This is a genomic window from Proteus appendicitidis (assembly GCF_030271835.1).
GTDB lineage: Bacteria > Pseudomonadota > Gammaproteobacteria > Enterobacterales > Enterobacteriaceae > Proteus > Proteus appendicitidis.
On sequence record NZ_CP127389.1, the window covers coordinates 1,946,586 to 1,970,243 of the forward strand.

A 23,658-nucleotide genomic window follows, 5' to 3' on the forward strand; every position below is an offset into this window, starting at 1 on the left:
AAATGAACATGGATAATTATCGACGTTCATTACTAAAAGGTGCCAGTGCATTCTCTTTATTATTAGCGAGTCCTTTTCCTGTTTATGCAAAGCCTATTTATGTAAAACCAAAACAGAGAGAAGTTGTTGATATTCTAGGAAGAGAAAGTGTATTACCACAAGAACTAACACGTATTTATGTGGCAGATAGTGGGTTATTTTTACTTTATGCTTCATTAAATGAAGGCGCTCTTTATGAGCGTCTTATCGCAATGCCTTCTGCTTTTCGTACCGCTGATTTAAGTTTATATCATCAATATACGCGAGCTTTTCCACAATTATTGGCGCTACCTGAATTTACGGCGATGTCGAGTGGGCACTTTAATAGTGAAAAACTTATCGCGCTAAAACCAGATGTCATTATTGTCGCTGTTGGGACTTATCGCGCAATCAGCGTTAATGGTGTGTTGGACTTATTAACTAAAGCAAATATTCCCGTTGTGGCGCTTGATTTGAGTATCGACCCACTTAATAACACACCAATCAGCACATCGATTATGGGAAATATGCTTGGTAATACCCAACAAAGCCAAGCAATGAATCAATTTCGTGAGAAACAACTTAGTTATATTTCTCAGCAATTAGGAAAAAAGCCATTTAAACGCCCTAATGTATTATTTGAACGAGCCGCGGGCTTTACTCCAGAATGTTGCCTCTCATATGGTAATGGCAGTATGGGACAAATGCTACAAAGTGCAGGTGGTAAAAATCTAGGTTCAGAATATATAAAAAGTACTTATGGTCTTTTGAATCAGGAAACGGTGATTTACTCTGAATCCGATAAGATCTTTTTAACGGGGGCTGATTGGAGTGGCTATAACCCTTCTGGCGATTGGATTAATTTAGGGCCTGGCGCAAATTTAGCTTTGGCAAAACAGCAACTGACAGTTTTAATGCAACGCCTTGCTTATAAAACACTCGATGCGGTTAAAAACAAACAAGTATATGCTATTTGGCACTCTTTTTATGACAGCCCTTTTGGCTTTATTGCTATTTTGCAAATGGCAAAATGGCTACATCCTGAACGCTTTTCCCACCTTGATGCAGACGCTATTTTTCATGAATACCATACCCAATTTTTGCCAGTAGAATGGGAAACAGGTTATTGGGTGACATTACTTGATGAAGATAAGGAATAATCATGTTCGATATCTATTCACCTGATCCTTTACGGATAAAAGTTGAGACACAATCAGCAGGAAAAAGAACTATCTTGTATTCTGCAAAAGGTCAGCCAAATTATATGTATGTAATGCCTCGTTTTCGATTAAATGAAGTATCGGATGATCTTGATAGTACTATTCACCCTGCTTTTATTGTAAATGGAAAAGTTAAGGATACATTTCTCTATGCGTGTTATCCCGCTTCATTACATCAAGGTGAATTACTCAGTTTACCCAATCAAAAACCCGCTAGTCAGTTAGATTTGTTAAGTTTTCAACAATATGCTCAACAGACAGGAATGGGATTTCATTTAAGCACCCATGCTGAATGGGCTGCACTTATGCTGTGGTGTCGTCACCATAATAAGGTTGAAGATGGAAATACAGATTATGGGCGTAGTTTTTTAAATCCAGAACAATGCACTAATCGAGTTGATGGCAAAGAGGCTGGTGATACCGATTTTATTACTGGTGATCCAACGACAATAACATCGCCACCGTGGCCGAATTGGTATCATGACAATAGCTTATTTGGTATTAGTGATTTATGTGGAAACCTCTGGGAATGGCAAAGTGGAATGCAACTAGATGCCGGAGAGATACAGATAATTAAAGATAATGATGCCGTATTTTGTGGTGATCCAACGATAACAGAGCAATGGCATTCAATAGCGTTATCAACAGGTAAGTTATTGCCTATTAATGATATTCATAGCGCAAAATACGATGCTCCTTCTGATTATTGTGAGGGAAATGCAGGTATACCTATTTTATCAACTTCAATAAAACACTATAACGGCGCACCCGCAGATAATGGTTATCCTGCAGGATTAATGGATGGTGATTTTAACGCAATAATGGCTGCAGATGATCTTGAAGTGCCCACATTATTTAAAGCATTAGGATTATATCCAGCAATAAACCAGCAAGATCACGATCAGGTTTATTTACGAAATTATGGGCAGCGCTCTTTAATGCGAGGAGGTGCATGGTATTCACAGCAATTAGCAGGAATGCGAACTTTATGTTTAAGCCATAATGCACGCCATCGCAGCACTTCTGTCGGTGGTCGCCTTGCTTGGATTGACATAACCAGTTAATTAAACCGAAAAATTGTCATTTATAGACATATTTGCATAAATTAATTTACCTTAGTATCGATTACATGAATAATAGCGGTAATAGTAATGATTATTATTCGGTGACTCATTGTGATTAATTTTTGTGCGTTTAAATTGAAACCCGTGGCATTACTTTGTTCTGCCACCCTTCCTTTTATTTTGACTACACAGGCTTTTGCAGAAGAAACAGCAAAAATGGAACAAGTTGAGAAACTTGTCGTTAGCGCTCAGGCTCTAAAAGTAAATACCAGTCTGCAAGAAACTCCTAAATCCGTTTCTATCATTTCCCAAAAAGATCTCGAAACACATGCTCCTCAAAAACTTGATGAAGCCTTACGTTATACCTCTGGTGTTGTTTCTCAGCCTTTTGGTGCTGATAACGATACTGACTGGCTTCGCGTACGAGGTTTCGAAGCTGCCACTTATTTAGATAACAGCCGCCTCTTTCGTGATGGTTATTATACATGGTTGCTGGAGCCTTATGGCTTTGAACAAATTGAAGTGGTAAAAGGCGCATCAGCAGTATTATTTGGCGAATCAACACCCGGTGGTGCGGTTAACGTCGTACAAAAGAAACCCAGCTTTAAGCCTCAAAATGAAGTATTTCTTGAAGTCGGAAATAATGACCAACGTGGGTTAGGCTTTGATGTTTCAAGTACAACGGATGATAAACGTGTGCGTTATCGTCTTGTTGGGCTAATGAAAAAGTCAGATGGGGAATTATCTCGCACTGATAATGAGCGTATTTACCTTGCACCAAGTGTTGCGATTAATCTGACCGACGATACAGCAATAACCTTCATGGCAACTTATTTGCATGATGATGGCACACCAACCAATCCTTTCTTCCCTGCTGCCGGTACATTAATTTCATCTCCTTTTGGTAAAATTAAACCGTCAACTAACTTAGGTGAACCAGGCTACGATAAATATAAACGCACCCAAATTTCAGCAGGTTATTTATTAGAAAGTAATATCAATGATGTTTGGCGTTTTTCTCAACGTTTAAATTATGGTTATAACGATCTGTTATTGCGTAGTGTTTATGCATTCCCTAATTCAGATATTACAGCAACAGAACTGAATCGTGGCGTTGTTTTCCGTGATGGTAAAAACCAAAGCATTTCTTTTGATAATAATGTTGTTGGTGAATGGGATACGGATAATTTCGAACATACGTTATTAGCGGGTGCTGAATTGCAATATCACCAAACCAAAGGTGATGAGCAAGATAATTACAGCTTTGGTAAGATTAATCCATGGAACCCAGTTTACGGCAACTATATTCCTCTTAATCCTGCTGATAATGTCAATCGTACCATTGATAAAACACAATATAGCCTTTACTCACAGTATCAAACCAAATTTGATAGTCGTTGGATTGCCATGGCGGGTGTGCGCCAAGACTGGGTGAAAACAGAAAATAGAGCCAAAGCAAAAAATGAGGATAAATCACGCACTGATAGCGAATTTAGCCTCAATGCAGGATTAATGTATTTAGCGGATAATGGTCTATCGCCTTATGTGAGTTATTCTGAGTCTTTTGAAGTGATGAGCACTATCGATCCTGCGACTCATGATCTGTATAAACCATTAAAAGGTGACCAGATTGAAGCAGGGATAAAATATACACCTGATTTTATAGATGGTTACTTTAATATTGCTTGGTTTGATATCACACAGAAGAATGCACTGGTTGCAAACCCAACGACTTTTGTTTCAACCCAAACCGGTAAAGTAACGTCAAAAGGTATTGAAGTAACAAGTGAAATGCAATTAACCGAACGTTTAGCGTTAAAAGCCAATTACACTTATACCGATATGCAAACCGATGACACGGGTAATAAAGGTAAACAACAAGCAGGTTTAATTCCTAAACATACTGCTTCTGCTTGGGGTAGTTACACTATTCCAATTACGGGAACCCAAGATTTAACTTTAGGAACGGGTGTTCGTTATTTAGGTAAATCTAAAGATAATCCTAAGAGCAGTGATTTAACCGTACCTAGTGCAACATTATGGGATATGGCTGCAATTTATAATTTCAATAAACAGTGGCAATTACAGTTAAATATCAACAATATTCTTGATAAAGAGTATCTCTCTGGCTGTGATTATTACTGCTATTACGGGCAATCTCGTTCTGTTTTATTGAATGCTAAATATCGCTGGTAATTTTCTTTATTATTCCGCCTTTTGTTGTTAATCATACAATAAAAGGCGGAATATCATTTTATAAATGAGTGACCATGTTTGAACTCTCAAATATTCAAATGGATCGCGGTGGACGCACTATCCTATCAATCCCCTCACTGCGTATTTCAGATCTAGGGCTAACCATTGTGCTAGGTCATAATGGCTCCGGTAAATCGACTTTAGTCAGTTTGTTATCAGGCCAGCAAGCTCCAGATAGTGGATCTATTACACTAAATAACAGCAATATCTCACATTATAAGCCTCGTGATCTGGCTAAACAAATCGCCTTTCTTCCTCAAAAACTCCCTGCTTCTGCTGGATTAACTGTCAGAGAATTAGTGCGTTTAGGACGCTTTCCTTGGCGTGGAACATTAGGGCGTTGGAATAAAAAAGATGATGAAATTATCACAATAGCGATGGAAAAAGCGGGAGTACTTCCTTTTGCTGATACGCTGGCTGATAATTTATCGGGTGGCGAACGTCAACGGGCTTGGGTTGCCATGTTACTCGCTCAACAATCACCTATTTTAATTTTAGATGAACCAACATCAGCATTAGATATACATCATCAATATCAACTTATGGAATTGTTGAGTGAATTAAATCAAACTCAGCACGTTGGTATTATTGTTATTTTGCATGATCTTAACCTTGCCTTACGTTATGCCACTCATATCATCGCGCTTAAAAAAGGCAAAATTGCGTTTGAAGGTGAAGCGTCATTACTTTTTGATGATAAACGACTTTCTGCACTTTATGAAACACCGATTAAGCTGATTGAGCACCCTGATAATAAAGGTTCACAACAACATAAGGTGGCAGTGGTATGCGTGTAGTATTACAAAAAATAGTTAATTTACTGTCCTTGTGTTTAGTTATTTTCTTCATTATTCCCACAGCAAATGCAGCGCAAAATAATAATGAAAAGGCTTCTAACATACCGCAACGTATTATTGTTTTAGACTGGGATTTACTTGAACAAATATTAACACTCGACGTTATCCCCGTAGGGGCAACTGAAATTGCAGGTTATAACCAATGGGTTGCTCACCCTATTGCACCAGATTCTATTGAAGAAGTCGGAATGCGAGCAGAGCCTAATTTAGAAAAAATAGCGACGTTAAAACCCGATCTTATTTTAGCGTCAAGCTCCCAACAAGACTTATTACCTGTATTAGAAACCATTGCCCCGGTGATTTATTTACCTAATTTTTCTCGCCAAGATAATGCGGCACAAGTTGCTCTAGCACATTTTAATACCCTTGCTTCACTTTTGGGAAAACAAGCTCTCGCACAGCAAAAATTAGATGAAATGAATGCGACTTTTGCGCAATTAAAAGCAAAGTTACAGCAAGCATTTATCACATTACCTGAAGTAGAAGTGATCCGCTTTTCTACGCTTACCTCCGTCTTTTTATATACTGAAAACTCAACAACTGAATATGTGATAAATAAGCTGGGGCTGAAATCGGCAATATCATTACCTCCTCAACCTTGGGGGATTGATCAACGAAGAATGAATGTATTGCAACAGATTACACATGGTTATGTTCTTTATATGTTGCCTTTTCCTGATGAAAGTAAACTGCAAAAATCGGTATTATGGAAAGCGATGCCATTTGTACAAAATGGGCATTTTCATTCAGTTAAGCCTGTCTGGAATTATGGAGGGATGACCTCGTTAACATTAATGGCAGATGCAATTACAGAAAGCTTATTAGATATGGCACCGAATAATGAAAATTAAGCAATATACTTTCTATTTTTTGGCGATCATCTTATTAAGCATTATCAGCTTACAAATTGATAATTCTCTTTCTTTATCTCGCCAACTATATTTATTGACTCATTCAGCCACAACAATGCCTTTTGCTGATGTTTTTTTCTTACATGCGCAATTACCACGTTTAGCCATGACGGTTGTTATTGGCGGTTTATTTGGTGTTGTTGGAAGTTTAATGCAGCAATTAACGCAAAATAATTTAACGTCTCCTTTAACCTTAGGAACTTCATCAGGTGCTTGGCTAGCCCTAGTGATCGTTAATATTTGGTTCACAGGCTTGGTTGCAGATTATAGTGCAGTAGCCGCAACAATGGGGGCTTTATTCGCCTTTTCTCTGGTAATTATTATTGCAGGAATTCGCAATATGACCGGCTTACCTTTAGTTGTTTCAGGTATGGTGGTCAATATTTTATTAGGTGCTATTGCAACGGCATTAGTGACATTAAACGCTCAATTCGCTCAAAATATATTTATGTGGGGAGCCGGAGATTTAGCTCAAGATGGCTGGGAACCGTTTTTTTGGCTATTACCTCGGATAGCCCCTGTTTTACTTATTTTTATTTTTGCCCCTCGTATTCTTACATTATTACGTTTGGGCCATGAAGGCGCAACGGCTCGAGGATTATCTGTTTTACCTGCATTTGCCTTTTTTATTATATTAAGTACTTGGTTAGTCTCTGTCTCTATTACCGTTGTTGGGGTGATTAGTTTTATCGGATTACTTGCACCTAATATTGTAAGAACATTAGGCGCAAGAACTGCTCGCCAAGAACTTATTGCCAGTGGTCTAATGGGAATATGTTTATTGCTTATTACGGATAGCTTGGCAATATGGGCTGGCCAGTGGCTTAATACGGTTATTCCAAGTGGTGTTACCGCTGCCGCTATTGGCGCGCCTGCATTAATTTGGTTTAGTCGTAAGAAAATGCAAGCTCTAGATCAGCTTTCTATTTCAATTATTTCTCAAACTAAAAAACTATCAAATTATACGGTTATAGGAATAACTGCATTATTAATGCTTGGATTGACGCTTACCCTGTTTATTCATATTAATGAGCGCCAATGGTTTTGGGAAGTACCTTCTGTTTATCAAGGGGCTTTACGTTTTCCTCGCCTATTAACAGCACTCTTTGCTGGTGTTGCACTGGCTATTGCTGGCGTTATTTTACAACGTTTAATTTATAACCCGTTAGCCAGCCCCGATATTTTAGGTGTTTCATCCGGTGCCACTTTCGCTTTAGTATTTTCTAGCTTAATTCTGGGAAGTACTTTACAAACATCACAATGGGGAACCGCGTTATTAGGAAGCGGTGTGGTTATGATTATCTTATTAGTGTTGGGTAAAAGACACCAATATGCCCCTGCCAGCTTGATCTTAACAGGTATTGCATTAACCGCGAGTTTAGAGGCTTTTATTCAGTTTTTCTTAGCAAAAGGTTCGTTAAGTAGCTATAAAATATTACTGTGGTTATCAGGCTCTACTTATCGTGTAACAGAGCAACAAGCTATTTATTTTGCATTAGCTATCATCTTTATTGTGGGCGTTGTTTTATTACTCACTCGATGGTTGGCATTAATATCTATCGGTCGAAGCTTTGCATTAGCGCGAGGATTACATACAGCACAAGCAAGTATTATTTTACTGATCATTGTTTCTCTGTTATGTGCATTAGTTACATCAACCGTTGGTCCTATCGCCTTTATTGGCTTAGTCGCCCCTCATATGGCGGTATTAATTGGCGCTCAAAAAATAAAATCACAATTAATTCTTTCGGGATTAATTGGTGCGACTTTAATGGTTTGGGCTGATTGGCTTGGGCAAATATTGATTTATCCTGCACAAATTGCCGCAGGAACTTTAGTGGCAATTTTAGGGGGGAGCTATTTCCTTTGTTTAATGCTGTTAAATCGTAATCGCTGATTAAAAAAAACCTAAGATATCAACATTAATCTTGCTGATATTCTTAGGCTTTAATTATTATTGATTATGCTTAAATCTTATTGTTGTAATTATTTATGCGTTTAAAACCAATAAATGCAATTAACATCACTAAAGCACTTGCGCCAATGGCAATCCATACACCCGCTTGAACACCCGAATAATCAATAAGTTGCCCTGTTAATATCGCCCCAACTGCCGTACCTACATTTAACCCTGCAAGTAACCATGTCATTCCTTCAGTAAGCTGATTTTCTGGCACAATTTTCTCAATAAGTGACATTGTCACGATTATCATGGGCGCAAAGAAGACTCCTGAAATTAATACGACAAAACTTAAGCTATAAATAGAACCGACAAAAACAAGAGGTAAAATAGTGAGAAAAGTTGCGATACCACCTAAACATAATAAGCGATGCAATGGTGTTGATAATTTTAGCGTGCCATAAAACAAACCAGCAAAACAAGAGCCAATGGCATAAGCTGATAATACAAGGCTGGCACCGATGGGCGCTCCTTGAATATTAGCAAAAGCCACACTAAAGATATCAATGGTGCCTACAATTGCCCCCATAAAAATCATAATAACAGTTAAGATTTTCACGAGAGAAAAGCGGATCACAGATTGTGTTTTATAAAGTGTTAATTCAGAAGATATTGATTTTATTGCGGGTTCTGTATTGCGTTGTGAAACGAGTAATAATACACCAATAATAAGAAAAATAGCCGCCATTAATAATCCTGCTTGTGGAAAAAAAGCGACACTTAATGTGACAGAAATGGGTGGACCAAGAATAAAGGTCACTTCATCAAATACACTTTCTAATGAATATGCGGTTTGTAAATGATCATCTTCTTTATAAATTGCCGTCCATCTCGCCCTTACCATAGCGGAAATACATGGCATAAATCCAATTAGTACCGCGAAAATAAATAATAAACTAATATGCCACTGTAACCATGTTGCCAATAGCATTCCCCCTATTCCAATGACACTCATTAATGTGAATAGAGGTAAAATTCTAGATTGCCCATAAGTATCAACTAGGCGTGATATTTGAGGCGATAACACAGCATAAGTAAAAACAAAACTAGCAGAAATTGTACCCGCTAATGCATAACTGCCTGTGATTTGTGAAATCATCATAATGATACCAATACCCATCATGGGTAACGGTAATCGAGCTATCATTCCAGCCAAAGTAAAAGATGCGGTTCCTTTATAGCTAAATAGCGTTTGATAAGTACTTATCATAGTTTTCCTTATGTTTACCCTTGCCATTTTTACAAGGGTTCAAGATAATACATACATGGCGTATGTATAAATCATATATACATACGAACTGAATGTAAATATACAAACAGTACGTATGTATATTTGAAAAAGGAGAGAAAATGGCTAGGCGTACTCGTGCTGAAATGGAAGAAACACGGCTGTTATTACTAGAAACTGCAAGAAAAGTCTTTTGTGAACAAGGTTATGCAGAAGCATCGATGGATGATTTAACGGCACAAGCAGGTTTAACGCGAGGAGCGTTATATCACCATTTTGGCGATAAAAAAGGATTGTTATCTGCTGTTGTTGCACAAATAGATACAGAGATGGATGCTCGTTTGCAGGCTATCTCAAATACCATTGATGATCCTTGGTTGGCATTTTCAATGCGCTGTCATACCTATTTAGAAATGGCTTTAGAGCCTGAAATTCAGCGTATTATTATGCGAGATTCAAGGGCTGTTTTAAGTGATAAACTGACTGAACTACCGACTCATTGTGTAATCTCTATGAGCAATATGATTGATAAACTTATTGAGAATAAAATACTGGTAGAGTCTGACTCAAAAATGTTGGCTCTATTTATTTATGGTAGCTTAGAAGCTACGGCTTTATGGATAGCAAACAGTCTTGATGGTGAAACTGAGCTAAAACAAGCCAAATCAACATTAGATACTTTATTAAACAGCTTACGTATTTCGGCAGCATAAATAAAATACAGCGAGGTTTATTTGAATAAGCCTCGCCATTGTTTATCGTATTTTCTACCATGATTTTAGTGATTATGTTATTTGCCATATTGCTTTTCCCTGCCATTGCTTCTCAATAAAATCAAGTAAATAGCGTACTTTAGGAGATAAATGGCGTTTAGAGGGATAAACAGCGCAAATTGGTGCAAGATTAATCGTATATTCTAATAATATAGGAGTTAGTTTGCCAGATTTAATATATTCACCTACTAAAAACTCGCCTAGTTGGCATATTCCATAACCAGATAATGCCATATCTAAAATAGCTTCTGTATTATCTAAACGTAATTTTCCTTTAACGGGAAGCGTAAACTCTTTTTGATGAGTTTGATATTTCCACGGTACGGTTGTTCCTTGATGGGAAAAAGCAATTAGTTGATGTTGTGACAATGTATTAGGAGATTGAGGCGTGTCATTTCGTTCAAAATAATCAGGAGATGCACAGGTTATTAAACGGTGAGGTGCTAATACTTTACGCATTAATCGACTATCATCATTACCTCCAATGCGAATAGCCAAATCGACACCGTATTTAACTAAATCAGTGTATTCATCCGAAAAAGTAATTTCAGCATCTAACTCTGGCCATTGCACTAAATAAGTTTGTAATAACGGTAGAATATAACGTCTCCCAAAAGCAACAGGTAAATCAATGCGTAAACGCCCTCTTGGGTTTTCATTAAGTTTATCAAGAGCAGCGCTCGCTTCTTCAATTTCATTTAAGATAAGTTGTGCATGTTGATAAAATAATTCACCTTCAGCCGTTAGACTAATACTGCGTGTAGTTCGATGAAATAAACGTAAACTTAGTCGTTCTTCTAAACGTACAATGCTTTTCCCTACCGCTGAGCGAGACATCTCTAAGTTTTCTGCTGCAAGGGTAAAACTCAATAAATCTGCCACTCGAATAAAAACAGTAAGATCAGAAATATTATCAAAAGGCATTGTGAGCTTTTTATTTGCCACTTTTATTCCCCAATGTTGTGACTTTAACGGTGTTTATCTCCAATATAGCGACAGATAGACTAAAACGCGATAAATAAAGAACGAGTAATTGGAGTCTCAATGGAGAATATCGCGTCAGTATCACAGAAAATGAATTGCAGTCACCATCATCATTGGTGGGCCGTTATTGCATTAAGCCTTGCCACTTTCTCAGTGGTAACCACAGAAATGTTGCCTGTGGGGTTATTAAATCCCATTAGAGATAGTTTTGGCATATCAACAGGAATATCTGGTTTTATGATAGTTATTCCTGCCATTATTGCCGCCTTTTTTTCACCCATCGTTGTTATTAGTGCTGGTAAGCAAGATCGTAAAAAAATACTCTTATTTTTGGCTCTACTTTTAGTTGTTTCCAATATCATTTCAGCTTATTCAACGACAATCATTCAGCTATTAATTGCCAGAGCTATCGTTGGTTTTTGTATTGGTGGTATTTGGGCTTTTGCCGGTGGCTTAGCATTAAGATTAGTGCCAGAAAAATCTGTTGCTTTGGCGACTTCACTTATTTTTGGTGGTGTTGCCGCAGCATCAGTATTAGGTATTCCTATGGGTGTTTTTATTGGTGAATATCTAGGTTGGCGTGGTGCTTTTATTGTTATGGGGTTATTCTCATTCGCCGTATTAGTATTAATGTTTATTTGTTTACCTTCATTACTAGGCTCAAGGTCTTCGCACACTAAAGCCTTCTTTGTACAGTTTAGAAATACAAAGTTAGTCTTAGGATTATTAGTTACACTCTTTCTCGTGTGCGCGCATTTTATGGTGTTTACTTATGTTCGCCCATTACTTCAAACGACGGCTATGTTGTCAAATAACACATTAGCATTACTTCTATTTGCCTATGGTATCAGTGGTATCATCGGTAATTTTATTTTTGGTATTCAATCAGCAAAAAGGCTCAATGTTGCGGTTTCGATTATTATTATCGGCATTTTAAGCGTCTTTTTAGGTTTTCTGTTTTGGGTGGCATCTCCAGTAATAGCAATCGCCGTTATGTTAATTTGGGGATTAATGTATGGTGGTGTTTCAGTAGCACTAATGACATGGATAATGACTGCGGTTCCTAAAGGAATTGAATTAGGAAGTTCTGCTTATATTGCAATTTTTAATTTAGCTATTGCATTAGGTGCTTATTTAGGTGGCTTAATTGTTGATAATTATGGATTAAATTCAACATTACTTATTGCTATATTGTTTATTGCATCCGCTTTATTGTGTATTTTTGCATCAAAGTACATGAAATGTTCAGATAAATAATACACTCACGTTTGGCATAAATAAAAAGGGTAATAGCTAGTTATTACCCTTTTCTCTTTTAGAAAACTAATATCGTGACACTGTCACGATAAAATTTGGCTTATTTTAGTAATTGAGTAAATTGCTGATATAACATATTACCTAATGTTTTTGCGGTATATTCTTCGCTATGACCTAAATTATCAACCGCAGCATGCATACCATGATAAATCAATGTACTGGTTAATTCCGGTTGTGTAACGTGCCACGTTTTATTTTCTGTACCCGAAATTAACAGTGTTTGAATTTGTTGTAATGCTCTATTTTCATGAATATTGCTGCTTTGATGAAATACTTGATGAAAAAGCATATCGTGTAATTCTTGTTTCTCAACATAAGCAATAACGCTGATTTCACACCATTGTTTTAATTTTTCACGGTGATCTTGTTGTGAGCAGGCGTCCATTGCGTTATCTATTTTATTTAAATACCAATCCATATAACGTGTTCTGAGTGCATCAAGAACGTCTGTTTTGGCAGAAAAATAGTGATAATACGTTCCTTTTGCTACCCCTGCTTTTTTTACGATATCGCTAACGGTTGTGGCATCAAAACCTTTATCAAGAAATAACGCTTCTGCCGCATTCATTAACTCTTCTAAACGAACCTCTGCGGGTTTTGTTCTCGGTTTATCTGTGGTTTGTTCTTCTAATGACATTGCTTATCTCCCTCAAAGTCGCTGGTAAAGAGTACTCTATATTAAAGCGACTCACAATGATGATAAATGAAACTCATTATCAATAACCATTGACCGACGGTCAGTCGAGTATTATTATGCTAATATTATTCATCATTAAGGCAATAAAGCTTATGACTTATTTAAAACGACTGTCACTTATCTGTGCCATTTGTTTAGGTACTTTTATGGCAACTCTCGATATTAGTATCGTGAATGTGGCTCTGCCAACTATTCAAAATGATATACATGCTGATATGGCAACCTTGCAGTGGATTGTGGATGCTTATGCGCTTTGTTTATCAGCCTGTATTTTGTCATCAGGTCCTTTAAGTGATCGCTTTGGGCGAAAAAAAGTGTGGCTATGGGGCGTGATTATTTTCACGTTAGGCTCAGTAATTTGTGCAATTGCACAGCAACATGAAATATTAATTCTTGGTCGTATTATTCAAGGTATTGCCGCTGCTGCACTTATTCCGGGCGCATTGTCTTTAATTACTCATGCTTTTCCTATTGATATTGAGCGAGTTCGTATCATCGGAATATGGTCTTCTGTTAGTGCATTGTCGCTTATCATTGGTCCTATTTTAGGGGGTGTTTTAGTTCATGCTAGTGGTTGGGCGAGCATATTTCTTATTAATATTCCTATTGGCATTATTACCGTTTTATTAGGTTGGTATGGATTAAGTGAGAGTGCTGATCCTGATAATGTTGCTTTAGATCCCTTTGGCCAATTAACCAGTATGTTGGGATTAGGATCACTGACTTATGGTTTGATTGAAGCTGGCTCTGTGGGTTGGTCACATTATAGAACGGTATCAACACTGATTGCGGGGATTATATTTCTTGCCCTTTTCGTCATGATAGAAAAACGTGTTGAACGCCCTTTATTACCACTGACCTTATTTAAAGATCGTACATTCTTTCAATATAACCTTTCTTCTTTTACCTTGGGTTTTGCTACATACAGCAATGTATTTTTTATCGCTTTCTTTTTGCAAAAAGCACAAGGTTGGAGTGCATTAGAAACGGGATGGAGAATGGCACCAGAATTTATTGCAATGGCGCTGTTTTCTATGTCTTTTGGACGACTCTCTTCTTATTTCTCCGTTAGGAAACTCATGATCTGTGGTTTCTTATTTATCGCTATTTCTTCTTGTCTATTAGCGACATTAGCAACAAATAGCCACTATGGAATAACAGGAAGCTATCTGTTTGTATTAGGTGCTGGAATGGGATTATCAACACCCGCAATAGGTGCTTTAGTGATGAAAAGTGTGCCACCGTCTCGTTCTGGTATGGCGTCTGCAACCATGAATGCATTAAGACAAACCGGTATGACAATGGGAATTGCTTTATTAGGTACATTGATGGTGCAACAAGCAATTCATTATATGGTGATCCAAAGCCAAGTATTGGGAATATCTGTAAATTATATCGATATTGTTAGTTTGGTGACTGAAAATACGACAAATGGTTTAGACAAAGGGTTTATCACTTTGTTACCAGAGGCATTTAATTCGGGGTTTGCTTATGCAATTGCGACTGCGGGGATCTCATGTTTTGTGACTTTATTTATAGTGCTCTTTCCTGTTAAAGCAAAACATAAAGCACTTACTCAACAAATCACAGATTAATGTTTATAAACGCTGAGATAAAAATTCTAGAAAAGACTCTATATTACGTGAGAGCTTACTGCGAGTTGCATATATTGCCACTAAATTAATTGTTGCGGGTTGTTGAGGAAACTCAATAGCTCGTAACTTCCCTTCTTTAATCATATCAAGGCAGCAATGCTCGGCTAAAATAGCAAATCCTAATCCTTTTAATACTGCTGATTTTGCCAATATAGCGCTGTTTACTCGATAATTACTATTAATGGTTACCCTGATTGGTTTTTTATCTTCATCCATAAATATCCAGGGTTGCCCTTCTAAGGCGCTTAAACTAGAAATACAAGGCATTTTGCTTAACTGTTCAATATGTGTAGGTATTCCTGTTTTTTCTAATAATTCATTAGATGCCACAACAATACTGCGCCATGATTTAATTAAGCGTGAGTGATGGCTACTATCCGCTAAATTTCCACGGTGAAAAGTTAATAGTAAATCAATATCATCATCGATGATATTTCTTGGCATTAATTGGGTATCACATTGGATCAGTAAATTAGGATGAAGTGCAGCAAAATCAGCCAAAATATCACCAAGTAGCTCACTGCCATATTCACTTGGGATCGTTAAACGGAAAGTGCCAGTTAATGGTCCATCACTGGTGATATTGCTTACAACGTTGTCTAATTCAGTTAAGGTTTTTGTTCCTTGCTGATAGAGGATTTTTCCTTGCTCAGTAAGGCGCATTTTTCGAGTTGTTCTATCAATAAGTTTACAATTAAGTTGTTGTTCAAGTTGCTTAATTGCACGACTGATATTTGAAGTAGGCATAGATAATAGCCGAGCGGCGGCTGCAAATTGCCCTTGCTCTGCTACGGCAGAAAAAATACGTAATAAATTAAGATCGATTTGCATAAATAATTCACTGCCTACTGTATTTCTATTACTCAATATAGGCAGTGTATCATTCATTTTCTTTTCACTCGTTAATAATTAACAGTAACCGTGAGACATGAGTTTTTGATAGCGTTTATCTAGGAGTTCTTCGGTTGAATAACTTTTTAACAAGGCTAAGTCAGTTAATAGCTGTTGTTTAAGAAATTCTGCAGCTTGTTGATGATCACGATGAGCGCCGCCTAATGGCTCTGGAATAATGGCATCGATAATACCTAATGATTGTAATTTAGGTGCTGTCATTCCCATGGTTTCTGCTGCAATTGGCGCTTTATCAGAACTTTTCCATAGAATAGAAGCACACCCTTCTGGCGAAATAGCTGCATAAGTACTGTATTGCAGCATATTCACTTTATCACCTACACCAATAGCGAGCGCACCTCCAGAAAATCCTTCACCAGTAATAGTGCAAATAATAGGTGTTTTTAATCGTGACATTTCAAGAATATTACGAGCGATAGCTTCTGCTTGTCCTCGTTCTTCAGCACCGACACCGGGATAAGCCCCAGCAGAATCAATAAAAATAATAACAGGTAGATGAAAGCGCTCTGCCATTTTCATTAAACGTAATGCTTTTCTATAACCTTCTGGTGATGGCATACCAAAATTACGCAGAATTTTCTCTTTGGTATCACGCCCTTTTTGTTGCCCAATCACCATGACAGGCATTTTGTCTAAACGCGCTAAACCCGCAACAATCGCTTTATCATCAGCGTAAGCTCTATCACCCGCCAACTCCTGAAAATCAGTAAAAACCGCTTTAATATAGTCAAGGGTATATGGGCGCATGGGATGACGAGCGAGTTGCACAATTTCCCAAGCACCTAAATCAGTAAAAATAGATTTTGTCAGCGAAAGACTTTTTTGCCTTAAACGTGCGATCTCTTCATCTAAATTAATCCCTGTTGGTTCATCTTGAGATTGCTTAAAGGTGAGCAATGCATCTATTTTTTCGTCTAATTCAACAATAGGTTTTTCAAATTCAAGATGAATAAAAGACATAACGACCTCAGATTTAATGCAGTAAATAAAACAGTGATTGATTCAGTTTAGAAAAAATAACAATGTGTTGATAGAGAGGAATTTGATAAACACTATTATCAAAAATGGGATAATTAAACATTACTACAAGATCAGCAAGGAAAAAAACAAGATCAAAAAGAGCTTTTTTTCTAATTTTAAGCTATACAGTAATTACTAAGTCATGTATTAATATACAGTGCGAATTTGTTCTTTTTTCACCCGTAAAAAATCGCACAAATAATAAAATACCCCATAAAATACAAATAATTAGAATAAAGATAATATGTTCTCAAAAAAAACACGCTCCACAACTGCTCTGCTATTTTCATCACTTCTTCTTACCATCGGAAGAGGTGCAACATTACCGTTTATGGCAATCTATTTGTCACGAGAGTATCAATTACCCGTCGATGATATTGGTATTGCCATGTCTATTGCATTAACAACGGGAATTTTTTTCAGCCTTGGCTTTGGCATGCTTGCTGATAAATTTGAGAAAAAACGTTATATGATATTGGCAATTCTAACGTTTATTTTCGGATTTGCCGCAATCCCTCTTGTCCATAGCACTATTTTAGTCGTTATCTTTTTCTCTGTAATTAACTGCTCTTATTTAGTGTTTTCAACCGTATTAAAAGCGTATTTTTCTGAAACCTTATCGGTTTCAGCAAAGCCTAAAATATTCTCTTTAAACTATACCTTTATCAATATGGGATGGACGGTGGGTCCTCCTATCGGCACCTTATTATTAATGTATGGGACACAATTGCCTTTCTGGCTTGCGGCTATTTCTGCAACATTGCCACTATTTATGATCCAAGTTTTTGTTCAACGCTCAAAAATGGTGAATACAGATGAAGAAAATAGTGTGAAATGGGACCCGAAAATAATGCTAAAAGACAGAGCATTGAGTTGGTTTGTGCTCTCAACTTTTTTCGGAACATTAACATTTGGCTCTTTCGCATCGTGTATTTCACAATATATTTTAGTGGTGTACGATGCAAAATTAGCAGAGTCTGTCATTGCGGTTGTATTACCTGTAAATGCTGCCATTGTTGTCTCTCTACAATATATTGTCGGTAAGCATGTTACAGCCGAAAGACTTCGTAAATTAATGACACTGGGTACGTTATTTTTTATGCTGGGCTTACTTGGTTTTATATTTGCTGGCGATAATCTAATCTTTTGGGCATTAGCTATCGCGGTATTTACCTTTGGTGAATTAATTTATGCGCCTGGTGAGTATATGATGATTGATAATATTGCCCCGTTAGGAATGAAAGCCAGTTATTTCTCGGCACAGTCACTCGGTTGGTTAGGCGCTGCGCTTAATCCACTTGTTAGTGGTTTTATTTTAACTGCATTTCCACCAGCCTCTTTATTCACTATTTTAATGGTCGTTTCTGCATTGGCTTGGTTTTGTATGATCCAAGGTATGAATGCCAGCCGAAATAAAATGATATCTGTTTAATATATTGGGTATTAATAAAATCATAACCCCCTGTTTTACGGGGGTTATGATTTTTAGCAAAGCGGGATTTATAGTTTATTCAGTCTTTGACTTTATGCTTTCTCTGCCAATAGACTAAGTAAAGCATATTTCTTCTCAATATTACGTTGTGCTTGATCCGCTAATGCCATTGCTTTATCAGGATAGATTTTAAATAGCCGATTAAAACGTTGCTCTTTATTTAACACCGCAGAAGCGACTTGGTTAGTGACTCTGGAATCTAACATTAGCGAATTTTTACCCTCTTGTTCACGGCGAGGATCAAACCGATAGAGAGGCCAGAAACCTGATGCAGTCAGTTGCTTCATTTGTTCATAGCTAAAGGCCAAGTCATAACCATGCTCTTCACAAGGACTATAAGCAATAATCAGTGAAGGTCCTTGATAGGCCTCCGCTTCTTGAATGGCTTTAATAGTTTGGTTCATTTGAGCGCCAATAGCGATTTGAGCAACATAAATGTTGCCATACATCATCATGGTGATCCCCAAATCTTTGCGAGCTTTGTTTTTTCCATTCTCACCAAATTTAGTAATAGCCCCCATTGGGGTTGCTTTAGATTGCTGCCCACCCGTATTGGAATAACATTGTGTATCTAACACCAGTACATTAACGTTTTCACCGCTACTCAATACATGATCAAGCCCGCCAAAACCAATATCATAAGCCCAACCGTCACCGCCAACCATCCATACAGACTTTTGCATTAAATAGTGCGCATCATGGAGTAACTCTTTGGCTAGTGGATCACTACTGTGACCTAATAAAGTAGATAGCTCATTAATTCCATTGCGTTTATCCTGATTAGAATTGTTCGTATCAGTCAACGTTTGATAAAGCGAAGCGGGTATTTCTGTTGCAAATCGATTTAATAAGCGCTCAACACGTTTTTTATGTTGATCTAAAGTGAGACGAAAACCTAAACCAAATTCGGCATTGTCTTCAAACAAGGAGTTAGCCCAAGCGGGACCTCTACCTTCTCTATTTGTGGTATAGGGTGTGGTTGGGAGATTACCACCGTAAATAGATGAACACCCTGTGGCATTTGCAATTAATAATTCATCGCCATAAAGCTGAGTTAACAATTTAATATAGGCGGTTTCACCACAGCCAGAACATGCACCTGAATATTCAAATAGTGGCGTAATTAATTGTGATGTTCTGATATCTATTTTTTCTAATTCAGAAGGATGTAAATCAGGTAATTGATTGAAGAAATTGAAGTTTTGTTTTTCTTGTTCTAATACACCAAGCTTTTCAATCATATTGATCGCTCTGATGTTTGGATCTTGTCTGTCTTTGGCTGGGCAAACTTCATAGCATAAGTTACAGCCAGTACAATCTTCAGGTGCAACTTGTAAAATATAGTCTAACCCTTTCATTTCACGAGATTTTACAGGCAGTTTTTCAAGGGTCGTTGGCGCATTTTCTAACAGGCTAGGCTTGGTCACTTTTGCGCGAATGGCAGCATGAGGGCAAGCGGCAACGCAATAATTGCACTGTGTACATAATGACGGTTTCCAGACAGGAATAAATTCAGCAATATTACGTTTTTCCCATTGTGTTGTGCCAGTTGGCCATGTGCCATCAGGTGGAAATGCCGAAACAGGTAAACTATCACCAAGCCCTGCTATCATCATGGCCGTGATTGTTTTGACAAAATCAGGTGCATTATCAGCAACAATCGGGGATTTATAAGGGCTTTCGGTTAATACAGCTCCCACAGGAATGCGCTCTAATGCAGACAATGTTTGTGAAATCGCCATTAAGTTCGCATTAACCAATGCTTCGCCTTTATTTTGATAACTTTTAATAATTGTCTGATGCAGATAATCATTTATTTTTTCGGCAGGGAAAAGAGATGTTAAGTGGAAAAATGCTGTTTGCATTATGGTATTAATTCGTGCGCCTAATTGGCATTCACGCGCAATCTTATAAGCATTAATAACATAGATGCGCGCTTCTTTTTCAATAAGTAACGCTTGAACTTCTTGCGGTAATTTAGCCCAAACGGTTGTCGCTGAATAAGGGGTATTTAATAGAAGTGTGCCCCCTACTTTTAATTTCTCAACAATTTGGTATTTATCAATAAACTGCCATTGGTGACAACCAATAAAATCAGCCTGTTTAATGAGGTAAGTTGAGTTAATCGGCGTTTGACTGATCCTTAAATGAGAAACAGTTAATCCACCTGCTTTTTTTGAGTCATAAACAAAATAGCCTTGGGCATATAACGGTGTGTTGTTACCAATAATATTAATATTATTCTTAGTCGCAGAAACAGAACCATCACTACCTAATCCATAAAAGAGTGCGCTAAGTTTATGATGTTCAGGTAATTTGGCATCTATAGGCATAATTGATAAATGTGTTACATCATCATAGATACCAACAGTGAACCGACGTTTAGGTTTAGATTGCTGTAATTCTTTAAACACAGCCATAACACAATCTGGATCGAATTCTTTTGAAGATAATCCATAACGACCAGAAATAGTCAGAGGCAATATTTCACGTTCACCTTGATGATAGGCTTCGGCAAATGCCGTAATAACATCAAGATAGAGAGGTTCAGCCTGTGCGCCAGGCTCTTTAGTTCTATCAAGAACAGCAATAGACTCAACTGAATTTGGAATAGCATCAAGAAAATGGCGCGCCGAAAATGGGCGATAAAGATGTACGCAAAGTAAGCCGAGTTTCTCGCCTCGCGCATTGAGCATATCAATAACTTCTTTACAAGGACCCGCGGCTGAACCCATTAGAACAATAATTCGTGTTGCTTGAGGATGTCCATAGTATTCAAATGGCTGATAAGTACGCCCAGTCACTTTGGCAAACAAATTCATTGCCTCTTCAACATGTTGATAACCACTGTTATACCAAGGATTTGAGGCTTCTCTAGCTTGAAAATAAGTATCAGGATTAGCGGAAGTTCCTCTTATTACAGGCGATTCTGGCGATAATGCACGTTGGCGATGAGCTTCAATCGCAGAGTATGGAATAAGCTGTTTGAGTTCATCATCAGAAATGGACATTATTTTATTCATTTCATGTGATGTTCTAAATCCATCAAAAAAATGAACAAATGGAATACGGCTATTGAGTGTTGCTATCTGCGCAATCACCGCAAAGTCTTGCGCTTCTTGCACACTATTGGCACAAAGTAACGCACAGCCCGTTTGTCGTATTGCCATTACATCCGAATGATCACCAAAAATAGACAATGCATGTGTTGCGACAGTGCGTGCAGCGACATGTAATACAAAAGGCGTTAATTCCCCTGCTATTTTATAAAGTGATGGGATCATTAATAATAATCCCTGAGACGAGGTAAATGTGGTGGCTAACGCACCTGTTTGTAATGCACCATGAACTGTTGCTATCGCACCGCCTTCGGATTGCATTTCCATTAATCGAGGTATATCCCCCCAAAGATTGGGCTGGTGAGCAACGGCCCAACGATCAGCATATTCCGCCATCGTAGAGCTAGGTGTTATGGGATAAATAGCAATAACTTCATTTAAGCGATAAGCGATAGAAGCAACAGCTTGGTTAGCATCTGTTGTGATATAAGGAGGCAGTTTATGGCTCACAATAATTACCTTTGTTGTTGATCTTTTTTCTTATGCTTCTGAAATTAGCAGAAATTAATTACAAGGAATTATCGTATTTGTGGCTCAAGAGTGATTTATTTGCCAATAAGATGATTTTAGTCAACATTGGCAAATTAATAAATTTGTTATTTAACAATGAATTAAATAATAGTTATATCTTTATAAGATTATTTCGATGTTTTTTTAGTATGGTTTCAATGCTAATAGGGAAAAAATCGTTGACATCAACACCGACATTAATTGCATTTTTTCCTAAAACATCTAAACGTTTACGTTGAACCGGATCTTTTTGTGAATTGTGTACATGACCATATAAATGAATTGAATCACGGAAAAAACCAGCCCATTCCAATATAGGATAATGAAACATCACAATTTTTCGTTTTTTATAATCCAATTCAAAGTAATCTTTTACCCATTCAAATGCAGATGCATCAAATTCCGGATCGTCTAGAAATTTGTCATGATTTCCACGGATAAGGTACTTTCTACCTTTTAATCGGCGCAAGATTTGATTGGCATCTCGTCCTGTTCCTCGATAAAGAAAATCACCTAAAATGTAGATTTCATCATTATCGGAGACGTAAGCGTTCCAATTATGAATTAAAGTATCATTCATATGGCTAACACTATTGAATGGACGACCACAAAGATTGAGGATATTTGAATGGCAAAAATGTGTATCAGAAGTAAAGTAAATCATAGTAATTTCTTAATAAGTAATAAAAATCTTAACCTAAAGAAAATATTTTCCCTCGGTCTGTATAGTGATATTTTTTCAACATAATTGCCTCCTTTAATTAAAAATAAAACAATAAATACCATATCATCAGTTTTATTGTCGTTGGTGTTGTTTACGGTAACCAGATAAAGAATTACCCGTTTCTCTTTTAAAGTATCGGCATAAATAAGAGGGATCTTCAAAATGGAGCTTCACTGATAATTCATTTACCGACAGCGAAGTGTGCATTAATAATGCCTTTATTTCAAGGATGACTTGACGGTTAATCAAAGTCTTAGGCGCATCATTAAAGAATTGCTTTGTTATTTGAGATAAATAGAACGGTGTAATGTTAAGCTGATTTGCATAAAAAGCCACCTCTCTATGTGTTAAACAATGCTTGCCAATCAATTCCCAAAACTGCCAACAGAGCTTTTCTTTACGAGTAAATTCTTTTTTGGCGATAGAGAAATGAGCGGGTATTGATTCAGTAATAGCAAAAAAGAGATTTTGTAAGTGGTTTTTTAACATTAATTTTCTGTGTTCAGAATAACTGTTATCTATATGTGTTAGTTGTTGAATCCATCTATTTAAGGCTTCATATTGTTCTTTATGTGGGTGACAAATAGGATTGTCATGGAGAAAAGCAAATAAAGTATTAGAAAGAGAATAAGCAATTTCTGAAGCAAAAGATTTATCGAGAAAACAATAGAATAAGCGAAAATTCGCTGATTTTTGACTCAAAACGGCCATCATATCATCGCCTAAAATAAGAATATCATTCGCTTTGATCACCTGTTTTTGAAAACTAATATTGATTACCGCCCTCCCTTCTAAGCAAATCATGACGACGATATAGGATAATGGTAAAGGATAACCTATTTCATTCATCATATTACTTTCACCTATAATGGCATGTTGCGGTGAAGTATTAAGTTGTGACAATACTTGGCTCAGCATAAATCCATTACCTCTTTTTGCTC

At 37.2% G+C, this 23,658-nt stretch carries 18 protein-coding genes; 10 read left to right on the plus strand and 8 right to left on the minus strand.

Annotated elements, in window-relative coordinates; all coding sequences use genetic code 11:
* Positions 1-8: 8 nt before the first annotated feature.
* From QQS39_RS09130 to fhuB, 6 genes are all read left to right on the plus strand, one after another.
* Positions 9-1,178: an ABC transporter substrate-binding protein gene (locus tag QQS39_RS09130; protein WP_285805812.1), complete on the plus strand. Its 1,170-nt coding sequence runs from the start codon at positions 9-11 to the stop codon at positions 1,176-1,178.
* Between the two features lie 2 nt (positions 1,179-1,180).
* Positions 1,181-2,302, plus strand: a complete 1,122-nt coding sequence (locus QQS39_RS09135) for a hypothetical protein (protein ID WP_285805813.1) — start codon at positions 1,181-1,183, stop codon at positions 2,300-2,302.
* 111 nt (positions 2,303-2,413) lie between these two features.
* Positions 2,414-4,498 carry a TonB-dependent siderophore receptor gene (locus tag QQS39_RS09140; protein WP_285805814.1) on the plus strand — a complete coding sequence of 695 codons (2,085 nt, stop codon included), beginning with the start codon at positions 2,414-2,416 and terminating at the stop codon, positions 4,496-4,498.
* A gap of 74 nt (positions 4,499-4,572) precedes the next feature.
* Positions 4,573-5,355 (plus strand): ABC transporter ATP-binding protein, encoded by a 783-nt coding sequence (locus QQS39_RS09145; RefSeq protein ID WP_151435126.1) that lies wholly within the window; start codon positions 4,573-4,575, stop codon positions 5,353-5,355.
* Positions 5,346-6,266: an iron-siderophore ABC transporter substrate-binding protein gene (locus QQS39_RS09150; RefSeq protein ID WP_285805815.1), complete on the plus strand. Its 921-nt coding sequence runs from the start codon at positions 5,346-5,348 to the stop codon at positions 6,264-6,266. The genes QQS39_RS09145 and QQS39_RS09150 overlap by 10 nt, the downstream gene beginning before the upstream one ends.
* On the plus strand, positions 6,256-8,223 hold the full coding sequence (gene fhuB / locus QQS39_RS09155) for a Fe(3+)-hydroxamate ABC transporter permease FhuB (protein ID WP_285805816.1): 1,968 nt from the start codon (positions 6,256-6,258) through the stop codon (positions 8,221-8,223). Before QQS39_RS09150 ends, fhuB begins: the two co-directional genes overlap by 11 nt.
* 70 nt (positions 8,224-8,293) lie before the next feature.
* Here fhuB and QQS39_RS09160 read toward each other — a convergent pair whose 3' ends face one another.
* On the minus strand, positions 8,294-9,496 hold the full coding sequence (locus QQS39_RS09160) for an MFS transporter (RefSeq protein WP_285805817.1): 1,203 nt from the start codon (positions 9,494-9,496) through the stop codon (positions 8,294-8,296).
* A 140-nt stretch (positions 9,497-9,636) separates the two neighbouring features.
* On the opposite strand from QQS39_RS09160, the gene QQS39_RS09165 reads away from it, so the two are divergent.
* The gene (locus QQS39_RS09165; protein WP_285805818.1) at positions 9,637-10,227 is read left to right on the plus strand and encodes a TetR/AcrR family transcriptional regulator; all 591 of its coding nucleotides are present in this window, start codon (positions 9,637-9,639) and stop codon (positions 10,225-10,227) included.
* Between the two features lie 72 nt (positions 10,228-10,299).
* Here the strand turns inward: QQS39_RS09165 and QQS39_RS09170 are convergent, their stop codons facing one another.
* Positions 10,300-11,211, minus strand: coding sequence for a LysR family transcriptional regulator (locus QQS39_RS09170; RefSeq protein WP_285805888.1), 912 nt, complete (start codon positions 11,209-11,211; stop codon positions 10,300-10,302).
* Positions 11,212-11,331: 120 nt separating this feature from the next.
* Between QQS39_RS09170 and QQS39_RS09175 the strand changes: the two genes are divergently transcribed.
* Positions 11,332-12,528 (plus strand): MFS transporter, encoded by a 1,197-nt coding sequence (locus QQS39_RS09175; protein WP_285805819.1) that lies wholly within the window; start codon positions 11,332-11,334, stop codon positions 12,526-12,528.
* Positions 12,529-12,628: 100 nt separating this feature from the next.
* Here QQS39_RS09175 and QQS39_RS09180 read toward each other — a convergent pair whose 3' ends face one another.
* Positions 12,629-13,225, minus strand: a complete 597-nt coding sequence (locus QQS39_RS09180) for a TetR/AcrR family transcriptional regulator (protein ID WP_100158240.1) — start codon at positions 13,223-13,225, stop codon at positions 12,629-12,631.
* Positions 13,226-13,377: 152 nt separating this feature from the next.
* On the opposite strand from QQS39_RS09180, the gene QQS39_RS09185 reads away from it, so the two are divergent.
* The gene (locus tag QQS39_RS09185) at positions 13,378-14,880 is read left to right on the plus strand and encodes an MFS transporter (RefSeq protein WP_285805820.1); all 1,503 of its coding nucleotides are present in this window, start codon (positions 13,378-13,380) and stop codon (positions 14,878-14,880) included.
* A gap of 3 nt (positions 14,881-14,883) precedes the next feature.
* Here QQS39_RS09185 and QQS39_RS09190 read toward each other — a convergent pair whose 3' ends face one another.
* Positions 14,884-15,771, minus strand: a complete 888-nt coding sequence (locus tag QQS39_RS09190; protein WP_151436744.1) for a LysR family transcriptional regulator — start codon at positions 15,769-15,771, stop codon at positions 14,884-14,886.
* A 78-nt stretch (positions 15,772-15,849) separates the two neighbouring features.
* Positions 15,850-16,812 (minus strand): acetyl-CoA carboxylase carboxyl transferase subunit alpha, encoded by a 963-nt coding sequence (gene accA, locus QQS39_RS09195; protein ID WP_100158242.1) that lies wholly within the window; start codon positions 16,810-16,812, stop codon positions 15,850-15,852.
* A 304-nt stretch (positions 16,813-17,116) separates the two neighbouring features.
* Between accA and ydeE the strand changes: the two genes are divergently transcribed.
* Positions 17,117-18,304: an efflux MFS transporter YdeE gene (gene ydeE / locus QQS39_RS09200; RefSeq protein ID WP_151435133.1), complete on the plus strand. Its 1,188-nt coding sequence runs from the start codon at positions 17,117-17,119 to the stop codon at positions 18,302-18,304.
* Positions 18,305-18,396: 92 nt separating this feature from the next.
* Here the strand turns inward: ydeE and nifJ are convergent, their stop codons facing one another.
* The 3 genes from nifJ to QQS39_RS09215 all read right to left on the minus strand — a co-directional run bounded on the left by nifJ (position 18,397) and on the right by QQS39_RS09215 (position 23,635).
* Positions 18,397-21,933, minus strand: a complete 3,537-nt coding sequence (nifJ, locus tag QQS39_RS09205; protein WP_285805821.1) for a pyruvate:ferredoxin (flavodoxin) oxidoreductase — start codon at positions 21,931-21,933, stop codon at positions 18,397-18,399.
* Positions 21,934-22,105: 172 nt separating this feature from the next.
* A complete protein-coding gene (locus QQS39_RS09210; RefSeq protein ID WP_285805822.1) occupies positions 22,106-22,657 on the minus strand; it encodes a metallophosphoesterase in 552 nt (183 codons plus the stop codon).
* Between the two features lie 132 nt (positions 22,658-22,789).
* On the minus strand, positions 22,790-23,635 hold the full coding sequence (locus QQS39_RS09215) for a helix-turn-helix domain-containing protein (RefSeq protein ID WP_285805823.1): 846 nt from the start codon (positions 23,633-23,635) through the stop codon (positions 22,790-22,792).
* Positions 23,636-23,658 lie beyond the last annotated feature (23 nt).